This is a genomic window from Bradyrhizobium sp. USDA 223 (assembly GCF_044909005.1).
GTDB classification, from domain to species: Bacteria; Pseudomonadota; Alphaproteobacteria; order Rhizobiales; family Xanthobacteraceae; genus Bradyrhizobium; species Bradyrhizobium yuanmingense.
Window position 1 is genome coordinate 4,651,017 of record NZ_JBIYDR010000001.1, and the last position, 23,038, is coordinate 4,674,054.

At 65.1% G+C, this 23,038-nt stretch carries 12 protein-coding genes and 1 pseudogene; 9 read left to right on the plus strand and 4 right to left on the minus strand.

Annotated features, from left to right (window positions below):
- Positions 1-4 precede the first annotated feature (4 nt).
- Both ABIA40_RS21670 and ABIA40_RS21675 read left to right on the plus strand, forming a co-directional pair.
- Positions 5-511, plus strand: coding sequence for a gluconokinase (locus tag ABIA40_RS21670; RefSeq protein WP_404546297.1), 507 nt, complete (start codon positions 5-7; stop codon positions 509-511).
- Positions 508-1,320: an HAD family hydrolase gene (locus ABIA40_RS21675; protein WP_404543184.1), complete on the plus strand. Its 813-nt coding sequence runs from the start codon at positions 508-510 to the stop codon at positions 1,318-1,320. Before ABIA40_RS21670 ends, ABIA40_RS21675 begins: the two co-directional genes overlap by 4 nt.
- A gap of 205 nt (positions 1,321-1,525) precedes the next feature.
- Here ABIA40_RS21675 and ABIA40_RS21680 read toward each other — a convergent pair whose 3' ends face one another.
- Together ABIA40_RS21680 and malQ are read right to left on the minus strand one after the other, a co-directional pair.
- Positions 1,526-3,328: a glycoside hydrolase family 15 protein gene (locus ABIA40_RS21680; protein WP_275497062.1), complete on the minus strand. Its 1,803-nt coding sequence runs from the start codon at positions 3,326-3,328 to the stop codon at positions 1,526-1,528.
- 30 nt (positions 3,329-3,358) lie between these two features.
- Positions 3,359-5,320 (minus strand): 4-alpha-glucanotransferase, encoded by a 1,962-nt coding sequence (malQ, locus tag ABIA40_RS21685; RefSeq protein ID WP_404543185.1) that lies wholly within the window; start codon positions 5,318-5,320, stop codon positions 3,359-3,361.
- A 204-nt stretch (positions 5,321-5,524) separates the two neighbouring features.
- Between malQ and ABIA40_RS21690 the strand changes: the two genes are divergently transcribed.
- The 6 genes and pseudogenes from ABIA40_RS21690 to treY all read left to right on the plus strand — a co-directional run bounded on the left by ABIA40_RS21690 (position 5,525) and on the right by treY (position 19,526).
- Positions 5,525-7,471 carry a maltotransferase domain-containing protein gene (locus ABIA40_RS21690; RefSeq protein WP_404543187.1) on the plus strand — a complete coding sequence of 649 codons (1,947 nt, stop codon included), beginning with the start codon at positions 5,525-5,527 and terminating at the stop codon, positions 7,469-7,471.
- A gap of 11 nt (positions 7,472-7,482) precedes the next feature.
- A pseudogene (gene treS / locus ABIA40_RS21695) lies at positions 7,483-10,777 on the plus strand (maltose alpha-D-glucosyltransferase).
- Complete coding sequence (gene glgB / locus ABIA40_RS21700) at positions 10,770-12,908, plus strand: 1,4-alpha-glucan branching protein GlgB (protein WP_404543189.1); 2,139 nt, start codon at positions 10,770-10,772, stop codon at positions 12,906-12,908. Before treS ends, glgB begins: the two are co-directional and overlap by 8 nt.
- A 3-nt stretch (positions 12,909-12,911) precedes the next feature.
- A complete protein-coding gene (gene glgX / locus ABIA40_RS21705; protein WP_404543190.1) occupies positions 12,912-14,990 on the plus strand; it encodes a glycogen debranching protein GlgX in 2,079 nt (692 codons plus the stop codon).
- Complete coding sequence (gene treZ / locus ABIA40_RS21710; RefSeq protein ID WP_404543191.1) at positions 14,987-16,738, plus strand: malto-oligosyltrehalose trehalohydrolase; 1,752 nt, start codon at positions 14,987-14,989, stop codon at positions 16,736-16,738. Before glgX ends, treZ begins: the two co-directional genes overlap by 4 nt.
- Before the next feature lies 1 nt (position 16,739).
- Complete coding sequence (gene treY, locus ABIA40_RS21715) at positions 16,740-19,526, plus strand: malto-oligosyltrehalose synthase (RefSeq protein WP_404543192.1); 2,787 nt, start codon at positions 16,740-16,742, stop codon at positions 19,524-19,526.
- A 3-nt stretch (positions 19,527-19,529) separates the two neighbouring features.
- Here treY and ABIA40_RS21720 read toward each other — a convergent pair whose 3' ends face one another.
- On the minus strand, positions 19,530-19,847 hold the full coding sequence (locus tag ABIA40_RS21720; RefSeq protein WP_404543194.1) for a polyhydroxyalkanoic acid system family protein: 318 nt from the start codon (positions 19,845-19,847) through the stop codon (positions 19,530-19,532).
- Between the two features lie 180 nt (positions 19,848-20,027).
- Here ABIA40_RS21720 and ABIA40_RS21725 point away from each other — a divergent pair, with 180 nt between their 5' ends.
- Positions 20,028-20,192, plus strand: a complete 165-nt coding sequence (locus ABIA40_RS21725; protein ID WP_009798696.1) for a DUF3309 family protein — start codon at positions 20,028-20,030, stop codon at positions 20,190-20,192.
- A 130-nt stretch (positions 20,193-20,322) separates the two neighbouring features.
- Here the strand turns inward: ABIA40_RS21725 and ligD are convergent, their stop codons facing one another.
- Positions 20,323-22,998 (minus strand): DNA ligase D, encoded by a 2,676-nt coding sequence (gene ligD, locus ABIA40_RS21730; RefSeq protein WP_404543196.1) that lies wholly within the window; start codon positions 22,996-22,998, stop codon positions 20,323-20,325.
- Between the last annotated feature and the right edge of the window lie 40 nt (positions 22,999-23,038).

Sequence of the window (23,038 nt, forward strand, 5' to 3'; positions counted from 1 at the left end):
CGTGATGGGCGTGTCGGGCTCCGGCAAGAGCACGGTCGCGAAGGCGCTCGGCGAGCGCCTCGGCTGGCGTTTCGAGGACGGCGACAGCTTCCATCCCGCCAGCAATGTCGAGAAGATGCGGGCCGGACATCCTCTCACCGACGAAGACCGCTGGCCCTGGCTGAATGCCATCGCCGACGAAATCGCGCGGGTCTGCGGCCGCGGCGAGCACGTCATCATCGCCTGCTCGGCGCTGAAGCACGCCTATCGCGACGTGCTGCTGCGCGGACGCGACGACGTCCGCTTCGTGTTCCTGAAGGGCACGAAGGAGCTGATCGCCGAGCGGCTCGCGCAGCGCAAGGGGCACTTCATGCCGCCCGGACTGCTCGCCAGCCAGTTCGAGACGCTGGAGCCGCCGGAGCCGGGCGAGCACGCCATCATCGTCTCGATCGACGAGACCGTCGAAGCGATCGTGGACGGCATCGTGCGGCAGCTCAAACTGGGCGGCGCAACACCCAAGGTTCTGCCATGACCCAAATCTCACTCGTGGTCTCCGACGTCGACGGCACGCTGCTGACCAAGGACAAGACGCTGACGGAGCGCGCGAAAAACGCCGTGCAGCGGCTGCACCAGGCTGGCATTGGTTTCACCATCACCTCCAGCCGTCCGGCGATCGGCATGCGCTTCTTGATCGAGCCGCTGGCGCTGTGGCTGCCGGTTGGGCCGTTTAACGGCTCCTCGATCGTCGATCCCGAGATGCGGGCGGTCGAGCAGCACCTGATTCCCGCGCGCGCGGCCGAACGCACCTTGCAGATCCTGCGCGACTACGGCGCCGACATCTGGCTGTTCACCACCGACAAATGGCTGATCGACAATCCCAGCGGCAGCTACGTCGCGCACGAGCAGCACACGATCCGCTCGGATCCGACGATCGTGACTGACTTCTCGTCCTACCTTGCCAGCGCTTGCAAGATCGTCGGCGCCAGCGCCGACGCCGCCCGGCTCGAGGCGTGCGAGAAGGTGATGCAGGAAGCCCTCGGCAGCGAGGCCACCGCGGTGCGCTCGCAGACCTATTATCTCGACATCACCCCGCCGGGCTTCAACAAGGGCACATTCGTGCAAGCGATGGCCAAGCGCTTGGGCATCTCGACCGACGCGGTCGCCACCATCGGCGACATGCAGAACGACCTCGCCATGTTCCGCGTCAGCGGCACCTCGATCGCGATGGGCAACGCCGCCGACAACGTCAAGGACGAGGCGACGCATGTCACTGCGACCAATGAGCAGGACGGCTTTGCCGAGGCGATGGAGATGATCTTGACGCGGAATGGGGTTGGCTGAACGGAATGGCTTAGATTGAATCGATTGCCACGGGCTCGGTGCAACCTCTCCCGCTTGCGGGAGAGGTCGCGCCGAAGGCGCGGGTGAGGGCTTTCTCCTCTAGGGGGCTATCCCATTGCGGAGACACCCTCTCCCCAACCCTCTCCCGCAAGCGGGCGAGGGAGCGCACCGTGCTCGTGGGGGCAAAAGCGCCTGACGGCGCTTGCTACTTCGACCGCTGCACCGCCGGCTTCTCGCTGCCTTGCCGTGCCGCCGACAGATTATGCGCCGTGTTGATCAGCGCGATGTGGGTCAGGGCCTGCGGGAAATTGCCGGTCTGGCGGCGGGCCACGGAATCGTATTCTTCGGCCAGTAGCCCGACGTCGTTGGCGATGCCGACTACGCGGTCAAGCAGAACTTGCGCCTTGTCGAGATCGCCCGACAGCACATAGGCATCGGCGAGCCATAGGGTACAGGCCAGGAAGGCGCCTTCGAGCGGCGGCTGGTCCGGGGGCAGCTCGCGCGGGTCGTGCCGCAGCACGAAACCGTCGCGCATCAGGCATTTTTCGGCCGCGGCGATGGTGCCGCGGATGCGCGGGTCGTCCGCCGGCAGGAAGCCGACGGCGGGCAGCAACAGCACGCTGGCGTCGAGCATCTTCGAGCCGTAGGACTCGACGAACGCATTTTCCTCCGCATCGAATCCCCTGTTGCAGACATCGCGATGGATGGCATCGCGTAGCGCGCGCCAGTGCAGGAGCGGCGCCTTGAAGCCGAAGGTCTCGGCGCTCTTGATGCCGCGGTCGAAGGCGACCCAGGTCATCACCTTGGAGAACACATAGTGCTTGGGCTGGCCGCGCCGCTCCCAGATGCCGTGGTCGGGCCGATCCCAGACTTCGGCCAGATGGTTGAGCACGGCGCATTCCAGCGCCCAGGTCGTCTCGTCGTCGAGCTTGAGCCTCGCCATGCGAGACTGGTGGAAGGCGTCGATCAACTCGCCGTAAACATCGAGCTGGAGCTGCGCGTGGGCGGCATTGCCGACGCGCACCGGCTGCGCACCCTCGTAACCGTCGAGCCAGCCCGCCTCCCATTCCAGGAGGCGCCGCTGGCCCCAGATGCCGTACATGATCTGCATGTTCGCGGGCGAGCCGGCCGCGGCGCGCAGCAGCCAATTGTGCCAGGCCAGGGCTTCCTCGGTGTAGCCCGAGTTCATCAGCGCCAGCAGCGTGAAGGTGGCATCGCGCAGCCAGCAGAAGCGATAGTCCCAGTTCCTGCTGCCTCCGAGCTTCTCCGGCAAGGAGGTGGTGGGTGCCGCGACGATGCCGCCGGTCGGCGCGAAGGTCAGCGCCTTCAGCGTGATCAGCGAGCGCAGGACCAGCTCCTGATAGTCGCCGTCACGGGTGCAATGGCCGCACCAGTCCTCCCAGAATTTTTCGGTCTCCTGAAGCGCCAGCTCCGCATCGATCGGCGCAGGCGGGTCGAGATGCGAGGGACCGTAAGTCAGCACGAATGGCACGGTCTCGCCTTCCTTCACCTCGAAGTCCGAGACGGTGGTCAGATCCTCGCCGCGGGTCTCGACCGGCGTGCGCAGCACCGTCATGTCCTGGCCGGCGATGGCCATCAAGGAATGGTCGATCCGCCGCACCCAGGGAATATCCGCGCCGAAGCCGAAGCGGATGACGAGCTCCATCCTCATCTTCACGGTGCCACGGATGCCGCGGACCAGCCGCACGATGTCCGACGCCTTGCCGCGCAGCGGCATGAAATCGATCAGCGCGACGGTGCCGCTCTTCGTCTCGAAGCGCGTCTCGAGGACGAGGGTATGGCCGACATAGCGCCGCGAAATGCGGGTCGCGTTCTCGCTCGGCGCGATCAGCCAGCGGCCATTCTTGTGGGTGCCGAGGATGGCGGCAAAGCAGGCGTCGGAATCGAAGGCGGGCCAGCACAGCCAGTCGATCGAGCCGTTGCGCCCGACCAGCGCCGCGGTCTCGCAATCGCCGATCAGCGCATAGTCCTCGATCCTCTGAGCCAATGTCGTGCGCGCCTGGCAAGTCCCGGCGGTTCAATTCCCGCCGGGCAATGAACGTTCCCGCGTCGCAGCCTTCAAAGCTGCGAGATCGATCTTGGACGCGATCTTGTCGAGCGCGACCGGAAGGCGCTGGCGCCAGTTCGGATGCTCGTCGATCGTGCCGGGAATGTTGGGCTGGTCGATCACGCCGAGCAGATCCTCCATCGACACCGCGAGCAGCCGGGAGGGCGTGCGCGACAGGAAGGCCAGCACAGAGTAGAGATCGTTGGCGCTGATGCCGTTCTGGCGCAGGATCTCGTCGAGCCCGCCGAGCGCATCCCATCGCGCCTGGTCGTTCTCGCCGGGATCGAGCCCGAGCGAGCGCTTCATCTTGAGATCGCTGAAGGAGCGCCAGCCGGCATAGGTCGACAGATCATGGGTGTTCAGCGTCACCAGCGCATTGGGCCGGTAATGGTCGACATTGCGGAAATGGCCGGCATCGTCGCGCTCGAACATCATGACGAGATAGGACCAGATGCCGAAATCCTGCATCATCTCGCGGAAACCTTCCGGCACGGTGCCGAGGTCCTCGCCGATCACGATGCATTTGTGGGCTGCGCTCTCGCGCGCTACGGCGGCCAATAGCGCCTCGAACGGCATCTGCACATAGGCGCCGTTGTCGGGCTTGAAGCCGCGCGGCACGAGATAGAGCCGTTTCAGACCGAGCACGTGATCGAGCCTGATCGCGCCGGCATGGCGCATCGAGGCCGCGAGCATGTCGGCGAACGGGACGAAGGATTGCGCTTCCAGGCCACCGGCATTGAAGCCGGCAAGGCCCCAATCCTGGCCGATGGTGTTGAGCACGTCGGGCGGCGCGCCGACCGCGAGATGACGCGAGATCGCCGTCTGCTCGTTCCAGGCATCGAAGCCGTTGGACTGCACGCCGACGGCGACGTCGAGATAGAGCCCGACCCGCATACCGAGCTGGCCGGCGAGCGCCTTGGCGGCATGCAGCTGGCTGTCGGCCGTCCATTGCACGAATTCGACGAACTCGACCTCGCGCTTGTCGGGACCATTGCGCAGCTCGGCGCATTTCGCCCCGTCCGGCTGCTGCCATTCTTGCGGCCATTCCCACCAGGGTCCGGCGAAGCGATGCCGCAGCACCTCGAAACAGGCAAAGCGGGACAACAGCGGCGCGCGCTCCGCACGGAAGGCGTCAAACGCCTTGCGACGCGCCTCGCTCGCGCTTGTCACGAAGCTGTTAAAGGCGGCGCGCAGGCCCAGCCATTTCAGCGCCGCCATGTCGGCATAAGGGACGCGATCGCCCTCGCGCAGACGGGCCGCCGTCGCGGCTGCGTCGGGCACGAGGTCGGCCGAGAATTCAGGGATAGCCTCGACGTCGATATAGAGCGGGTTGAGGAAGAGCCGGCTGTTCGGCGAATAGGGGCTGCAATCGGCCGGGTGATCGTCGAACAGGACATGCAGCGGATTGAGCCCGACGCCGTCGGCACCGAGCTGCTTGGCGAGCCGGACGAGACCAGCGAGATCGGTGAAATCACCGATGCCCCAATTGCGGTCGGAGCGGACGCTGTAGAGCTGCACGGCGAGCAGCCAGCCGCGGTCGAAATCGCCACCGAAGCAGCGCTCGGGGGCCACGATCATCGGCACGTCTTCGCTCACACCTTCGGCATCGGTCAGCGTCAGGCGGTGATACCCGAGCGCCAGGCCCGCGGGCCAGGCGATCACGGGCTCCCGCGTCTCGCCTGCCGCGATCACATTGCCATTGCCGGCGATTTTCCATTGCAGCGGCGGCGCGCCAACCGACGCCAATTCCGTGCGCGGGCGTCCGAGCGCACGGACCACGACCGGCCCGCTGACGAAGCGATAGACCCGCTTCTCCGGCAGGGCGTCGAGGATGGATTTGAGGGCCTCGGGCGCGGTGACCCGCAGCTTGCCGAGGGCATCGATGAATTCGGATTGAACGCCCTTGATCCGGGCTTGAGCTAAAAGATCCATTCGGCACGCAGCTTGCAGGCCATTAATTGGCCAGGGGCATCGAGAATAACGAGATCGCGGAAGAGGTTAGTCAGGGGTAACTCGCAAACTGCGCTTGCCGTTCCCAAGGGAACCAATGACACACAAGCGGCTTTCTATCATGGTACCAAGCGTGGGTTCCCGACAAGGGAAACGGGCTCCTGCTTTCTTGTCAATGGCATCACCGTGAACAAGACAATTCAAACTGTCGAGAGTGCCGCGGCCAGCAGCGCTTTCCTGATCGAGGACGTCTATCCCGCGATCGACGGCGGCCGTTTCGCCGTGAAGCGGATCGCGGGCGAGCCGGTTGAGATCTGGGCCGACATCTACCGCGATGGTGAGGCCGTGATCTCAGCCGCGCTGATCTGGCGAGGAGAGCAGGAGCGCGAATGGCGGAGCGAGCCGATGACCCATCACGGCAATGACCGCTGGTCCGGCGCGTTCACGCCCCCCGAGCCCGGCCAATATGTCTACGCGATCGAAGCCTGGACCGACGAGTTCGCCACATGGTCGCACGCCGCCGCGCGAAAGCGGCGCACCGGGGCCGATGTCAGCCTCGATGCGATCGAGGGCGCCGGGCTTTTGACCAAGGCGCATGGCGCGCGGCAGGACGCCGCAGCTATCATCATCAGGCAGTGCGAGGACTATTTGAAGAACGGCGACATCACCTCGCTGCTCGCAACCGAGCTCGGCGAAGCCATGGCCGAGAGCCAGTCGCGGCCGGACCTGACGCGTTCGCCATTCTTCCCGCTGACCGCGGACCGCGACAAGGCGCGCTTCAGCACCTGGTATCAGATGATGCCGCGCAGCCAGAGCGCATTGCCGGGCCGGCATGGCACGCTGCGCGATTGCATCGCGCGCGTGCCCGACATCGCCGCGATGGGCTTTGACGTGCTCTACTTCACGCCGATTCACCCGATCGGCAAGACCAGCCGCAAGGGCCGCAACAATGCGCCGATGGCCCGTGAAGGCGATCCGGGCTCGCCCTATGCGATCGGCTCAGCCGAGGGCGGCCACGATGCGCTGCATCCGGAGCTCGGCACGATCGAGGACTTCCGCGCCTTGGTCGCCACCTGTCTCGAATACGGGCTCGAGCTTGCGCTGGACTTCGCGGTGCAGTGCTCGCCGGATCATCCCTGGCTGACGCAGCATCCCGAATGGTTCAAATGGCGGCCCGACCGTTCGGTGCGGACGGCGGACGGCCCCTATTCCGACATCGTTATCCCCGACTTCAATTCGGTCGATCGCGTCGGGCTGTGGAATGCGTTTCGCGATGCCATGCTGTTCTGGATCGACAAGGGTGTGACCATCTTTGCCATCGACAATCACGACACCGCGCCGCTCGCGTTCTGGGAGTGGCTGATCCGCGATATAAGCCGCCGTCATCCCGACGTGATCCTGTTCTCCAAGACCTATGCACGGCCGAAGCTGATGAAGGGCCTGGCCAAGCTCGGCTTCGCGCAGTCCTTCACCTATTTCCCCTGGCGCACGGAAAAGTGGGAGCTGGAGCAATATCTCGGCGAGATGACGCGCTATCCCGAACGCGATTTCTACCGTCCGAACATGTTCGTCAACACGCCTGACCTGTTGCCCTTTCACCTCCAGAGCGGAGAGGCCTGGGCCTTCAAGTCGCGCATCGCACTGGCGGCAATGCTCTCAGGCAATTACGGCATCTACAGCGGATTCGAGCTGCTGGAGCACGACGCCATTCCCGGACGCGAAGAATATCTGGATTCCGAGAAGTACCAGATCAGGCAGCGCGACTGGGACAGGTCGGGCAACATCAAACCCTACATCGCCGCGCTCAACCGCATCCGCAACGAGAACGCGGCGCTCCAGCAAACCGCGAATTTGCGCTTCCTCGCCATCGAGGACGGCGAGACGATCGCTTTCGCCAAGGAGGCGGCCGATCCGGCCAACATTGTCGTCGTCGTGATCGCGCTGTCGCGCCGTGAGCGAGAATGCTGGCTGCCGCTCGGCGGTCTCACCGTTGACGCCGGCGGGCGGCGTCACCATGTGACGACACTCGAAAACCTCCTCACCGGCGAACAGTCACGCATCGAATGGGGCGGCATCAAGTTGCGTATCGATCCCGACCGCGATCCGGCACTTCTGTTCCGCTGCCTGGCGTAAGGGGTCACGCCATGAATGTTCTGTCTTCCGTCGATACCAAGAAGGCTGAGGCTGCCGAGGTCGTAGATGAGCTCTGGTACAAGGACGCCATCATCTACCAGCTCCACGTCAAAGCCTTCGCCGACAGCAACAATGACGGCATCGGCGACTTCGCCGGGCTGACCGAGCGGCTGCCCTATCTGCAGGAGCTCGGCGTCACCGCGCTGTGGCTGCTGCCGTTCTATCCCTCGCCCGGCCGCGACGACGGCTATGACATCGCCGATTACGGCGCTGTCAATCCCGATTTCGGGACGATGAAGGATTTCAAGCGCTTCATTCAGGAAGCGCAGAAGCGCGGCCTGCGCGTCATCACCGAGCTCGTCGTCAACCACACCTCGGACCAGCACAAATGGTTCAAGCGCGCGCGGCGCAGCCATCCGGGCTCGAGCGCGCGCAACTGGTATGTCTGGAGCGACACCGACCAGAAATATCAGGGCACACGCATCATCTTCACCGACACCGAGAAGTCGAACTGGACCTGGGATCCGGAGGCCGGCGCGTTCTACTGGCACCGCTTCTTCTCGCACCAGCCCGACCTCAATTTCGACAATCCGCGCGTGGTCAGCGCCATCATCCAGGTGATGAAGCGCTGGCTCGATGCCGGCGTCGACGGCTTCCGGTTAGATGCCATTCCCTATCTGTGCGAGCGCGAGGGCACCTCGAACGAGAACCTGCCCGAGACGCATGCGATCATCAAGCGCCTGCGCCAGGAGCTGGACGCGTATTCCAAGGGCAAGCTGCTGCTGGCCGAGGCCAATCAATGGCCGGAGGACGTGCAGGAATATTTCGGCCGTGGCGACGAGTGCCACATGGCCTATCACTTCCCGCTGATGCCGCGCATCTACATGGCGATCGCCCAGGAGGACCGCTTCCCGATCACCGACATCCTGCGCCAGACGCCCGACATTCCGGCGAGCTGCCAATGGGCGCTGTTCCTGCGCAATCACGACGAGCTGACGCTGGAGATGGTCACCGACGTCGAGCGCGACTATCTCTGGACCACCTACGCCAACGATCCCCGCGCGCGCATCAATGTGGGCATCCGCCGGCGCCTTGCGCCGCTGATGGACAACGACCGGCGCAAGATCGAGCTGATGAACTCGCTGCTGCTGTCGTTCCCGGGCACGCCGATCATCTATTACGGCGACGAGATCGGGATGGGCGACAACATCTATCTCGGCGACCGCAACGGCGTCCGCACGCCGATGCAATGGAGCCCGGACCGCAACGGCGGCTTCTCGCGCTGCGACCCCGCCCGCCTCTACGCGCCGCTGATCATGGATCCGGTCTACGGCTATGAATCGGTGAACGTCGAGGCGCAGTCGCGCAGCCTGTCCTCGCTGCTCAGCGCCACCAAGCGGCTGATCTCGGTACGCAAGTCGACGCTCGCCTTCGGCCGCGGCAGCATGACCTTCATCCGCCCGGCCAACCGCGCCGTGCTCGCCTATGTCCGCCAATACCGCGACGAGGTGATCCTCTGCGTCGCCAATCTGTCACGCGCGGCGCAGGCGACCGAGCTCGATCTGTCGCCGTGGAAGGACCGCATCCCGCAGGAGATGCTCGGCCGCACGCGCTTCCCCGCCATCGGCGAACTGCCCTACATGATCACGCTGGGGCCGTACGGCTTCTACTGGTTCCAGCTTCTGGAGCGCGACAAGTCCGAGCCGGTGGTGCCGCGCGCGGTGCCGGAGTTCGAGACGCTGGTCGTGCCGGTGAACTCGAACTGGGTCTCGCTCGCCCGCGAGCGCGGCGTGTTCGAGCGCGACGTGCTGCCGGGCTTCCTGTCGCGGACGCGCTGGTATCCCGAGAACAATCCCAAGCACATCCGGACCACGCTGACCTCCGCGGTACCGTTCAGCGACATCGGCGACAACAGACCCTGGATCGCGTTCTTCGAGACGACGCGCGACGAGGTGACGACGCGGTACGTGATGCCCATGCAGATCGAATGGGTGCGCTTCGACCGCGAGCGCTTCAACCCGAAGGCGCTCGCCGCCGTCCGCCAGGGCGCACGCGAAGGCACGCTCCTCGACGTCGCGACCGAGCAGATCTTCATCGGTCTGTTCTTGCGAGGGCTGTCGCAAAACCTGGTCGTGGACGAGAACAATCTGCGGCTCGAGTTCAAGGCGACCAGCCGTTTCGCCGACTACACCATCAAGGAGCCCGAACGCATCCGCGCCATCGAACAGTCGAACAGCACCGCGCTGGTCGACAACAAGTACGTTGCCAAGATCTATCGGCGGCTGGAAAGCGGCATCAGCCCTGAGATCGAGATCGGCTACTATCTCACCGAGGTCGCCCGCTTTGCCAACACGCCGGCGCTGCTCGGCAGCGTCGAGCTGGTCGACGGCAACCAGCGCAGCGCGCTCGGCGTGCTGCATGCCTATGTCGAGAACCAGGGCGACGGCTGGACCGTGACGACCGGGTATCTCGACCGCTATATCGACGAGCAGCGCGTGGCGCCGGCCGATGAGATGCCGCGCGAGACCCAGGAGCAGGCGCCCTATCTGCATTTCATCGCGCAGATCGGCCGGCGGCTCGCCGAGCTGCATGTCGCTCTCGCCGCGGCAGAGCCCGCCGATCTCGCCCCGGAGCCGATCGACTCCGCCCAGATCAAGGCTGCGCTCTCCGACCTCAAGGCGCGGGCCGAGCGGATTCTCGAGCTGCTTGCCGACAGCCGCGACGGGCTGCGGGAGACGGACCGGCCCCTGATCGACCGGCTCATCGCCGCACGCGCCGACCTGTTCGACCACCTCAATGCGCTCTTGCCATCCGAGATCGGGCGGGTTGAACATCCGTCATCATGGCGACTTCCGGCTCGGGCAAACTCTGATCGTGAAGGACGATATCTTCATCATCGACTTCGACGGCGATCCGCGTGTGCCTCTGGCCAACAAGCGCCGCAAGGCGCCGGCCGCGCGCGACGTCGCCGGCCTGATCCATTCCATCGACCTTTCTGTGAACGTGGCGCTGAGCCGCGCGCCCACCGGCGCTTCCGACGAGCAGGACCGGCTCGCGGCCGCCCTCGCCGAATGGCGCGAGCGCGCCACCGCGACCTTCCTGTCCGCCTACCGCGAAGCCATGACCGATCGGAGGCTGTGGCCGGACGATCGGTCCTGCGCGGAAGGCCTGTTGAGATTTTTCCTGCTGGATCGAGCGTTCCACGACGTAGAGTACGAGCTGTCCCGCCGGCCTGAGGGACTTCATGCGCCGCTGACCGGACTGCTTCGCATTCTGTCAAGTGCCGAGAGCGAAGCCCATGCCTAAACTGCCTGCAGAAGCCTACGCGATCATCGAAGGCCGCCACTCCGACCCCTTCCACTATCTCGGGCTGCATCCCGAGGGCGGAAAGAGCGTTGTCCGCGCGTTTCTGCCCGAGGCCACCAATGTCGAGGCGGTCGGCGACCACGGCGAGGTCGCGCCGCTCGACCGCGTCCACGATTCCGGCCTGTTCATCGGCGCCCTGCCCAACGGCTCGAAGCACTACCAGCTGCGCGCGAAGTTCGGCAACGACGTGGTCGAGTTCGAGGATGCCTACCGTTTTCCGCCGATCCTGACCGATTTCGACCTCTATTTGCTCGGCGAAGGCACCCATCAGCGCCTCTACGACAAGCTCGGCGCGCATCCGATGCGGCTCGAAGGCGTCGACGGTATCGGCTTCGTGGTGCTGGCGCCGAATGCGCGGCGCGTCTCCGTCGTCGGCGACTTCAACTTCTGGGACGGGCGGCGCCATCCGATGCGGGTGCGCGGCAACGGTTATTGGGAATTGTTCATCCCGCACGCGAAGGCCGGCGATCACTACAAGTTCGAGATCGTCGGACCGCATGGTCATCTGCTGCCGCTGAAATCAGATCCGATGGCATTTGCCAGCGAGCTGCGGCCGAAGACGGCTTCGATCGTGTTCGACGAGGCGCGCCTGCCGCGACCGCGCCCGGCGCCCGAAGGCATCAACGCATTGTCGGCGCCGATGTCGATCTACGAGGTGCATCTCGGCTCGTGGCGGCGCAAGGACAACAATGAATGGCTGACCTATCGCGAGCTGGCCGAGCAGCTGCCGGCCTATGCCCGCGACATGGGCTTCACCCATCTCGAATTCCTGCCCGTGAACGAGCATCCGTTCGATGGCTCCTGGGGCTATCAGCCGACCGGCCTCTATGCGCCGACCAGCCGCTTCGGCAGCCCCGAGGATTTTGCCGCCCTGATCGATGCCTGCCACCGCGAAGGCATCGGCGTGCTGCTCGACTGGGTGCCGGGCCACTTCCCAGACGATCCGCACGGGCTCGGCCATTTCGACGGCACCGCGCTCTACGAGCACGCCAACCCGCTCCAGGGCCGCCACCTCGACTGGGGCACGCTGATCTACAATTACGGCCGCACCGAAGTGACGAACTTCCTGGTGTCGAATGCGCTGTTCTGGATGGAGCGTTACGCCATCGACGGCCTGCGCGTCGATGCGGTCGCCTCCATGCTCTATCTCGACTACAGCCGGCCGCCCGACGCCTGGATCCCGAACCAATATGGCGGGCGGGAGAACATCGAGGCGATCAACTTCCTGCGCCGCTTCAACACGGAAGTGTTTGCCCGCTTCCCGCAGGCGACGACTGCCGCGGAAGAGTCCACCGCCTGGCCCCAAGTCTCGCGCCCGGTCGAGTTCGGCGGGCTCGGCTTCGGCTACAAGTGGAACATGGGCTGGATGCACGACACGCTGAACTACATCAGCAAGGATCCGATCCACCGCAAGCATCATCACGGCGAGATCCTGTTCGGCCTGCACTATGCGTTCTCGGAGAACTTCATCCTGCCGCTGTCGCATGACGAGGTCGTGCACGGCAAGCGCTCGATCCTCGGCCGCATGCCCGGCGACGAGTGGCAGCGCTTTGCGAATTTGCGCGCCTACTACAGCTTCATGTTCGGCCATCCCGGCAAGAAGCTCCTGTTCATGGGCGCCGAGATCGCGCAGAGCCGCGAATGGAATCACGACCATTCGCTCGACTGGCACCTGCTCGAATACAAGGTCCATTCCGGCGTCCAGGCCCTGATCCGCGACCTCAACCGGCTCTATCGCGCGGTTCCGGCGCTGCACCAGATGGATTGCGAGCAGGCCGGCTTCGAATGGCTGATTACCGATGATGCCAACCGCAACGTCTTCGCCTGGCTGCGCAAGGGATTCGACGAGAATGCGCGGTGTGTCGTCATCGTCAACTTCTCGCCCAACGTCTACCAGAACTATCGCGTTCGCGTGCCCTTCGGCGGCAAGTGGAAGGAAGTGCTCAACTCCGATTCCGCCCATTACGGCGGCAGCAATGTCGGTAATGTCGGCGAAGTCAATGCCGAGGGCGGCGAGCTGCGCCTCACCATTCCGCCGCTGGCTGCGATCTTCCTCGTTCCGGAAGGCTGATCGATGCGCCTGACTGCCGGATCGCCCGCACGGCTCGGCGCAAGCTGGGACGGACGCGGCACCAATTTCGCGCTGTTCTCCGCCAACGCGCAGAAGGTGGAGCTCTGCCTGTTCGACACGCAAGGCCGCCGCGAGCTTGAGCGCATCGAGCTGCCGGAGAAGACCGAGGATGTCTGGCACGGCTATCTCAACGACGTCTCGCCGGGCCAGCTTTACGGCTATCGCGTGCACGGCCCCTACGAGCCCGAGCACGGCCATCGCTTCAACGCCAACAAGCTGCTGCTCGACCCCTACGCCAAGCGGCTTGCCGGGCGCCTGGTCTGGAGCGATGCGCATTTCGCCTACCGCACCGGAAGCCCGCGCGAGGACCTGTCGTTCGACCGGCGCGACAATGCGCGCGGCATGCCCAAGGCCGTCGTGGTCGACGAGACCTTCAACTGGGGCCGCCGCGAGATCCGGCCGAATATTCCCTGGGAAGACACGATCATCTACGAGGCCCACGTCAAGGGCCTGACGCAGAAGCGCGAGGACGTGCCGCCGAATTTGCGCGGTACCTATGGCGGCTTGTCATCGCCCGCGATGATCGAGCACCTGAAGAAGCTCGGCGTCACCACGGTCGAGCTGCTGCCGGTCCACAGCTTCGTCGACGACCGCATCCTGGTGGAAAAGAAGCTCGCCAATTACTGGGGTTACAACACGCTGTCGTTCTTTGCGCCCGAGCCGCGCTACGCGCAGGACAACGCGCTCGATTCCTTCCGCACCACGGTGGCGCGGCTGCACGACGCCGGGATCGAGGTGATGCTCGACGTCGTCTACAACCACACCGCCGAGGGAAATCATCTCGGTCCGACGCTGTGCTATCGCGGCATCGACAACGCCTCCTATTATTGGCTGAACCGCGAGAACCCGCGCTATTACGACGACTTCACCGGCTGCGGCTCGTCGGTGAACCTCACCCATCCGCGCGTGCTGCAGATGGTGATGGATTCCCTGCGCTACTGGGTCGAGGTCTGCCATGTCGACGGCTTCCGCTTCGACCTCGCCACAACGCTGGCGCGCGGGCCGAACGGTTTCGATCGCGGCAGCTCGTTCCTGACCGCGGTACGGCAGGACCCGGTGCTGGCTTCGGTCAAGCTCGTCGCCGAGCCGTGGGATCTCGGCCTCGGCGGCTATCAGGTCGGCGCCTTTCCCTCGCAATGGTCGGAATGGAACGACCGCTACCGCAGCGCCATGCGCCGCTACTGGAGCGGTGAAGGCAGCCTGATCGGCGACATTTCCAGCCGCATGACCGCGTCCTCCGACCTGTTCAACCACGACGGACGGCGGCCGCGCGCCAGCATCAACCACATCACCGTCCACGACGGCTTCACGCTCGCCGACCTTTTCAGCTACAACGAGAAGCACAACGAGGCCAACGGCGAGGACAATCGCGACGGCTCCAACGACAATCACAGCAACAATTGCGGCGTCGAGGGCCCGACAGACGATCCAAAGATCATCAGCCTGCGCCGCCAGTTGCGCAAGAACGTGCTGGCCTGCCTGATGCTGGCCCAGGGCGTTCCGCTGATCCTCGCCGGCGACGAGGTCGGCAACTCGCAATCCGGCAACAACAACGCCTATTGCCAGGACAACGAGGTCGGCTGGGTCGGCTGGGACAATCTCGGCAAGGACGGCGACGACATGATCGACTTCGTCGCCCAGCTCGCCGACATCCGCCGCCGTTTCTCACAGCTGCGCAGCCATCGCTGGCTCGACGGCCGGCCCAAGGACGGCGTCTCCTACGGCGCATTGTGGCTGACTCCCGCCGGCAACGAGATGACGGAGAGCGACTGGACATTCCCGGATGGGCGGTTTCTCTCCTATGTGATGGGCCCGATGGAACCGGGTGGAGCTGCGATCTTTATCGTACTGAACGCCGCTCCCGAAGAGATCGCATTCAAATTGCCCAAAATGACCGAATACAAGAGCTGGCAGCAGCTGCTGAACACGACCGATGCCAAGCTGAATACGATCGACTTCCTGCCGGGGAGCGACAGCAAGGCGCCGCCGCGCTCCGTGCTCGCCTTCGCAGGCGCGCTATGAGGCCATCCTTCGGGGCGAGGCCGACGAAGGACGGCGTGTCGTTCCGGCTGTGGGCGCCGGCCGCGCGCCGCGTCGATCTCCTGCTCGACCGCAGGCACGCGATGCAGCGCCGGCAGGATGGCTGGTTCGTCGCCGAGATCGCCGGCTTGTCATCTAGCAGCAAGTACAAGTTCAGGATCGACGACGACATCGACGTGCCGGATCCCGCTTCGGCCTTCCAGCCCGACGACGTGTTCGGCCCGAGCGAGGTGATCGATCACGATGCCTTCGTCTGGCGCGCGCGCGATTGGCGGGGCCGTCCCTGGGAAGAGACGGTGCTGGTCGAGACCCATGTAGGCACCTTCACTTCCGAAGGCAGCTATCGCGCCATGATCGACAAGCTCGATCACCTCGCCGCGACCGGCATCAATGCGCTGGAATTGATGCCGCTCGCCGATTTCGCAGGACGCCGCGGCTGGGGCTATGACGGCGTGCTGTGGTATGCGCCGGACAGCGCCTATGGCCGGCCCGAAGACCTGAAGACGCTGATCGACGAGGCGCATCTGCGCGGGCTGATGGTGTTCCTCGACGTCGTCTACAATCATTTCGGCCCGGAAGGAAACTACCTCGGCCGTTACGCGCCGACCTTCTTCACCGATGCGCACACGCCGTGGGGCAGCGCGATCGATTATCGCGTGCCGCAGGTGCGAGCCTTCGCCGTTGAGAACGCGCTGTCCTGGCTCGGTGACTACCGCTTCGACGGCCTCAGGCTGGACGCCGCCAACCACATCATGGCTGTCCCGGGCGAGCAGTCCATGCTGCAGGACCTCAGCGTTGCCACCGGCGAGCTTGCCAAGGCCACGGGACGCCACATCCATCTCGTGCTGGAGAACGGCGACAACCGCGCCAGCCTGCTCGACGCTGCGCAGGACCCGCCGAACGGCAAATATCGCGGGCAGTGGAACGACGATTATCATCACGTCTGGCACGTGATGCTGACCGGTGAGCATGCCGGTTACTATGGCGATTACCAGACGCCGCGCATGGATCTGGCACGCGCGCTCGCCTCCGGCTTCGTCTATCAGGGCGAGATCTCGGAATTCTGGGGCAAGAAGCCGCGCGGCGAGCCGAGCGGCCAGCTGCCGCCGGCGACCTTCGTCAATTTCCTGCAAAACCACGACCAGATCGGCAATCGCCCGCTGGGCGAGCGGCTGGAAAGCCTGGCATCGCCACAGCAGATCGAGGCCGCGCTCGCGGTCACCCTGCTCGCGCCGATGGTGCCGATGCTGTTTCAGGGCGAGGAATGGGGCTCGACGGTCCCCTTCCCGTTCTTCTGCGATTTCCAGGGCGGCCTCGCCGATGCCGTGCGCAAGGGACGCAAGCGCGAATATGCCTGGGCTTACGAGAAATACGGTGACGAGGTGCCCGACCCGCTCGATCCGGCAACGCTGCAATCGGCCGTGCTCGACTGGACCGGCCGCACGCCGCAACAGGAAGCGCGGCTCGCGCTGGTGCGGGAGTTGCTCGGCGTTCGTCGCAAGCAGATCGTGCCGCGGCTGAAGGGCGCAAGCTTCGGTGATGCCGAGGCGGCCGACAACGGCCTCGTCACCGCACATTGGCGCATGGGCGACGGCACCACGTTGCGTCTTGCCGCCAACCTGTCGGATCACGAGATCACCTCCAGCGTCAGCGCGGGCACGCCGATCTGGGGCGGCGGAACCGGCGAGCGGCTCACGCCCTGGTCGGTGGTTTGGCGCCTCGGAGGTTAGAATGCCTCCCGCCATTCCGCTCGCGACCTACCGGCTCCAGCTCACCGCGGATTTCGATTTCGACAAGGCCGCCGCGGTCGTTCCTTATCTCAAGGCGCTGGGCATCACGCATCTCTACGCCTCGCCGGTGATGAAGGCCCGCAAAGGCTCGACCCATGGCTACGACACGGTCGATCACGGCCAGTTCAATCCCGAGCTCGGCGGCGAGGCCGGCTTTACGCGGCTGAGCCAGGCGCTTCAGCAGCACGATCTCGGGCTCATCATCGATTTCGTCCCCAACCATGTCGGCGTGCATTTTGCCGACAATCCCTGGTGGCTCGACGTGCTGGAATGGGGCCAGGCCTCGCCGCACGCCGCGTCCTTCGACATTGACTGGGACCAGCTGGCCTACCGCGCCCGCGGCGGCGTGCTGCTGCCGATCCTCGGCGCGTCCTACGGCGAGGCGCTGGAGCGCGGCGACATCGAGCTGCGCTACGACCCGGCCGAAGGGACTTTTTCCGCCTGGTATTTCGAGCACCGCTTACCGATCGCGCCGGAGCGCTATGGCGAGATGCTGCGGATCGTCGTCAAGGAGGCGGACGCGGCGGAAATGGAGCCCGGCAAGCGCCTGCTGTCGCTCGCGACCCGCTACACAGGGTTGCGGCGCCCCAATCGCAAGGAAGCTCCCGGCTTCAAGTCCGAGCTCAAGGAGATCGCAGGTGCCACTGAGGTCATCAAGCGCGGCCTTGCCGCCTATCGCGCCGGCAAGGACCGCCCGGCACAAACGCTGACGCTGCATCACCTCCTGGAGCGCCAGCACTACAAGCTCGGGCACTGGCGGCTTGCTTCCAGCGACATCAACTATCGCCGCTTCTTCGACGTCAACGGCCTCGCCGGCCTGCGCGTCGAGGACGCGAGCACGTTTGCCGCCACGCACCGGCTGGTGAAGCAGCTCATCGCCGACGGCAAATTGCAGGGAATCCGGCTCGATCACATCGACGGCCTGCGCGACCCGGCCCAATATTGCCAGCGGCTGCGCCGCCTGGTGCGCGACGCGCAGGGCAACGCAAAGCCCTTCTATACCGTGATCGAGAAGATCCTGTGCGAGCACGAACGCCTGCCGCATTTCGCCGGCGTCCAGGGCACCACCGGCTATGAATGGATGAATGTCATCACTCATGTGCTGGTCGATCCCAGGGGGCTGGAGGCGCTGGACGAGACCTGGCGGCAGATCAGCAACCGGCCGCCGCGGCTTGTGCCTTACGTCAAGGACGCCAAGCGGCGCGTGCTGGAGACGCTGCTCACCAGCGAGTTCACCGTGCTGACGCGCCTGCTTGCGCGCATCGCCAACGGCCATTATTCGACGCGGGACTTCTCGGCCGACAGCCTGCGGCAAGCGCTCGAGCTCTATGTGCTGCATTTCCCGGTCTATCGCACCTACCTGACGCACAGCGGTCCCACCGCGTCGGACCGCAAGCTGATCGACGACACCATCGCGCGCGCTCGCCGCGACTGGTTCGCCGCCGACGAAGGCATTTTCGACTTCCTGCGCGATGCCTTGACCATGGACTTGCTCAAGCCGGGCCGTCCGCCGCACAGCGCCCCGCGCGTGCGCCGCTTCGCGCTGAAGGTGCAGCAATTCACCGGCCCGATGATGGCAAAGTCGCTGGAGGACACCGCGTTCTATCAATTCCACCGGCTGCTGGCGCTGAACGAGGTCGGCGGCGACCCCGCCAGCACCGGCCTCAGCATTCCCGCCTTCCATCAGGCCATGCAGGGCCGCGCCAGGGAATGGCCGCAAGGCATGACCGCAACCGCCACCCACGACACCAAGCGTGGCGAGGATGCGCGCACGCGCATCGCATCGCTCAGCGAGATTCCCGGTGAATGGACCAGCGCGGTGGCGCGCTGGAAGGTGCTGAACGCCCCGCACCTCACGCTGCACGGCAATTTCCGCGCGCCGTCGGCAACGTTCGAATACATGCTCTACCAGACCCTGCTCGGTGTCTGGCCGGTTCAAGCGCCGGCCGATGCCGCCTTCATCGAGCGCATCCAGGCCTATGCTCTCAAGGCCGCGCGCGAGGGCAAGGAGGAGACGAGCTGGCTCAACCCGCATGAAGCCTATGAGAACGGCATCCGCGACTTCATCGCGAAGATCCTCGACCCCGACCAGTCCGCGGAATTCCTTCAGGCCTTGCAGACGCTGGCGCGCCGCGTCTCGCTGCTCGGCACGCTGAACTCGCTGAGCCAGCTCACGCTCAAGGCGACGCTGCCGGGCGTGCCGGACTTCTATCAAGGTACCGAATTCTGGGACCTGTCTCTGGTCGATCCCGACAACCGCCGCCCGGTGGACTTCGCCGCGCGCCACGCGGCGCTGCCATCACTGGAAGCGCCGGACTGGAGCGACCTGATCAAGAGCTGGCCGGACGGCAAGCTCAAGCTGGCCTGGACGCGGCATCTGCTCAAGCTGCGCAACGAGCTGGCCGACGTCTTCGCGCAGGGCGACTACCAGCCGCTTGAGGTACGGGGCGCCCATGCCGACCATGTCATCGCCTTCGCGCGTCGTCATGGCCGCGCCGCCGCGATCGTCGTTGTCGGGCGTCATTTCGCGCCTTTCAGCCAAGCGGGCCGGGAATGGCCCGCACCCGAAGCTATGGACGCCACCATCGACATCACGGGCTATGCCGTGCCCGGCCTTGCCGGCAACGACTTGCCGCTCGCGCAGGCCTTCCGTGACTGTCCTGCCTTGGTCATCGCGGCCCGAACGGCGAATGCTGTCAGGGCGCCGCGGCAACGCGTGCGCGCCTGAAAGTTACTTCTCCCCGTCTTTGGTCAGCAGCAATTGGCCGCGCTTCCTGATCGTGGCCTGCGCCATCTCGGCGAAGCGCTGCAGCAGCCAGGGCAGCACCACCTCGACCCGGACCTGATCGTCGCCGACATCGATCTGCCCCGTCGCGACTTGGCCGAGCGCGCGGATGCGGAAGGCCAGAGTGTCGCCGCTCCAGCGTTCCTCCTCGACCTGCATCACGGGAAGGCTCGCCGCGGCGCGGCCAAGCCCCGTCTTGAGCCGGCGCACCGCTTCTTCGCGGCCGAGACGATGCGGAATCGAGACGACGAGCGGTGCTGACATGGTCCTGCCTCTTCTGACTGACGTCACATAATCATGCCGGGTCGACCAACAAAGGTTCCATGCAAGTTGATCCCCCGGCTGTGTTTCAAGGCCGGAACTTTACAACCTACGGCAAGTTGCTCCCGCACAACGGGACAGGTTTGCAATGACCCTTCTTACGAAGGGCTGGAGGAGATTCGTATGTCAATCGGCACGATCATTCTGATCATCTTGATCATCGCCCTGCTCGGCGGCTTCAGCGGCATCGGCGGCGGGCCGTTCTATGGCACCGGCTATTACGGCGGCGGCGGCCTCGGGCTTGTCATCGTCATTCTGCTGATCCTGATCCTGATGGGAAGGATCTAGTACTGGCTCCGTAGGGTGGGCTAAGGCGCAACACGCCAAGCCCACCACTTCGCTCGAACGAAACAAGGTGGTGGGCACGCTCCGCTTTGCCCACCCTACGACACCCGCCTTCGCCGCAACAGCGGCAGACCTACTTCACCTTCCCCGCCAGCTTCTTGATCGCGGCCTTGATCGACACGGCGGCATCGTCGTAACCCTCCCACGCTTTCGATCGCGCCAGCAGGGCCGGCACGGTGCGCAGCGTATAGCGCTTGGGATCGAGGTCGCTCTTCACCTGCGCCCAGGTGACCGGCATCGACACGGTTGCGCCGGCGCGCGCTCGCGGCGACAGCGGAGCCACCGCCGTCGACATGCGGTCGTTGCGCAGATAATCCAGGAAGATCTTTCCCTTGCGCAGCTTCTTCGACATGTTGAGCAGATAGCGTTCGGGATCGTCGTCCGCCATCCACTGGCAGACGCCTTGCGCAAAGGCCTTGGCTTCCTTCCAGCTCACCTTGTCGCGCGCGCCATGGAGCAGCGGCACCACGACGTGAAGGCCCTTGCCGCCGGTGGTCTTGCAGAAGCTGTCCATGCCGATATCGGCGAGCCGCTGCCGCATCTCCTTCGCCGCCTCGACCACCTCGGGAAAGTCCACGTCGGGGGCGGGGTCGAGATCGAACACCAGGCGGCCCGGGGTGTCATAGGCATAGGGCGCGCAGTTCCAGGGATGCAGCTCGACGCCGCCGATCTGCGCCACCGCGGCGAGCCCTTCGATCCGGTCGATCTGAAGATACGGCTTGCGGTCGCCGGAGACCCGCGCAAGCTCAAGAAGGTTCGACGTGCCCTGCATCGCATGGCGCTGGAAGAAGCATTCGCCCTTGATGCCATCAGGCGCGCGGATCAGCGAGCACGGCCGGCCCTTGAGATGCACGATCATCCATTCGCCGACGGCTTCGAGGTAGCGGGCAAGGTCCAGCTTGGTGACGGCGCCACCATCGCCGTCATCCGGCCAGAGCGGCTTGTCCGGCTTGGAGATGACGACGCCCATGACCTCGGCATTTTGAGCGGTCTGCTTCACTCGCCCGCTCGCCTTCGCGCGCGCTGGCTTCCTGGTTTTGGGCTCGGCGAGCTCGGTGTCGACGGGCGTCTCCGCCTCGACCTCCTTGGCCGGCTTGTCCTGCCGCAGGCCCTTGAACGCCGCCTGGCGAATATTGCCGTCGGCCGTGAAGCCCGCGAATTCGATCTCGGCGACGAGCTCCGGCTTCAGCCAGTGCACGTCCCGCGTCTTCTTCGGCGCATTCTTGCCGCCGAACGGGCTTTCCTTGCTCTCAATCGCCTTCAGCGCCGGCATGATGCGCTTGACCTTGTCAGCGCCAAAGCCGGTGCCGACCATGCCGACGAAGGCGAGATGATCGCCGCGCTGCACGCCGGCCATCAGAGAGCGGAATTTGCCGTTGGTGGTCTTGTAGCCGCCGATCACCACCTCGTGGCCGGCGCGGCATTTCGACTTGACCCAGCTCTCGGTGCGCCCCGAACGATACGGCGCATTCAGCTTCTTCGACACCACGCCTTCGAGCTCGAGCTTGCAGGCCGATTGCAGCACGGCATCGCCGCCGCTCTCGAAATGCTCGACATAGCGGAGCTGGCTCGATTTCCGCTTGCGCGATTCCAGCAGCTTCTTGAGCTGCGCCTTGCGCTCCCCAAGCGGCAGCCGACGGTAGTCCTGCCCTTCCGCGAAGAGCAGATCGAAGGCGAAGAAGATCAGGTCGTCGGTCTTGCCATCGGACAGCGCAGCTTGCAGCGAGGAGAAGTTCGGCGCACCGTTGTGGTCGAGCGCGACGATCTCGCCGTCGATCATCACGTCCGGCAGCGCGGCGGCTTCCTCGGCGATGGAGGCGAATTTGCTGGTCCAGTCGAGGCCCTTGCGCGTCTTCAGCGTCGCCTCGCCGTCCTCGACCCGGAGCTGGACGCGATAGCCGTCGAACTTGATCTCGTGGCACCAGCCCTCGTCTCCGGGCGGCCGCTCGACCAGCGTGCAGAGCTGCGGCGCAACGAAATCCGGCATCTCTGACACCGTCTTGGCCCTCGCCGCGGTCGTGGCAGTTTTCTTCGCCGCTTTGCCGGCTTTCAACGCGGTGCGCGGCGCCGGCTTCACCGTCCGCCCTTTGGTCTCCTCGGCACGATTGGACTGCCAGACCGCGTCGGCCTTGCCCTTGGTCCCCTTCGCCAGCATGAACGGCTTCGGCGCGCGGCCCTTTCCCTCCGCGATCTGTTCCATCGCCCGGCCCGAGGCGACGGACTTGTCCTGCTCGAGAATATCGTTGTCCGCGCCTTCGCGGACATACTCGTCACGATGCTTGATCAAGAGCCAGTTGGTCCGCTTCTCGCCGCCACGGTTTCGCATCCGCACCAGCACCCAGCTTCCCTGCAGCTTGTCTCCGTGGAGCGTGAACTTCAGATCGCCTTTCTTGAAGCCGGCTTCCGGATCGTCCGATTCCCAGGTGCCGCGGTCCCACAACATCACGGTGCCGCCGCCGTACTGGCCTTCGGGGATCGTGCCTTCGAAATCGCCGTAATCGAGCGGATGGTCCTCGACTTCGACTGCAAGCCGCTTGTCGTGGGGATCGAGCGAAGGCCCCTTCGTCACCGCCCAGGACTTGAACACGCCGTCGAATTCGAGCCGGAGGTCGTAGTGCAGCCGGGTCGCATCATGCTTCTGGATGACGAAGCGCCGCTGTTTCGATGGCGCCACGGCGGTCTTGCCCGATGGCTCCGGCGTTTTCTCGAAGTCCCGCTTCTGTCGGTAGGTGGAGAGTTTCTGCAGCACGTCCGGTCCCGCTTCTCGTTCGGCACTTGAAGCCTATCAC

What these genes read in the sequence shown, in the direction of transcription:
- treY (WP_404543192.1), top strand. Translation starts at nt 16,740, where the DNA reads ATGCCTCCCGCCATTCCGCTCGCGACCTACCGGCTCCAGCTCACCGCG.
- malQ (WP_404543185.1), bottom strand. Translation starts at nt 5,320, where the DNA reads ATGGATCTTTTAGCTCAAGCCCGGATCAAGGGCGTTCAATCCGAATTC.
- glgB (WP_404543189.1), top strand. Translation starts at nt 10,770, where the DNA reads ATGCCTAAACTGCCTGCAGAAGCCTACGCGATCATCGAAGGCCGCCAC.
- treZ (WP_404543191.1), top strand. Translation starts at nt 14,987, where the DNA reads ATGAGGCCATCCTTCGGGGCGAGGCCGACGAAGGACGGCGTGTCGTTC.
- glgX (WP_404543190.1), top strand. Translation starts at nt 12,912, where the DNA reads ATGCGCCTGACTGCCGGATCGCCCGCACGGCTCGGCGCAAGCTGGGAC.
- ABIA40_RS21720 (WP_404543194.1), bottom strand. Translation starts at nt 19,847, where the DNA reads ATGTCAGCACCGCTCGTCGTCTCGATTCCGCATCGTCTCGGCCGCGAA.
- ABIA40_RS21675 (WP_404543184.1), top strand. Translation starts at nt 508, where the DNA reads ATGACCCAAATCTCACTCGTGGTCTCCGACGTCGACGGCACGCTGCTG.
- ABIA40_RS21725 (WP_009798696.1), top strand. Translation starts at nt 20,028, where the DNA reads ATGTCAATCGGCACGATCATTCTGATCATCTTGATCATCGCCCTGCTC.
- ABIA40_RS21670 (WP_404546297.1), top strand. Translation starts at nt 5, where the DNA reads ATGGGCGTGTCGGGCTCCGGCAAGAGCACGGTCGCGAAGGCGCTCGGC.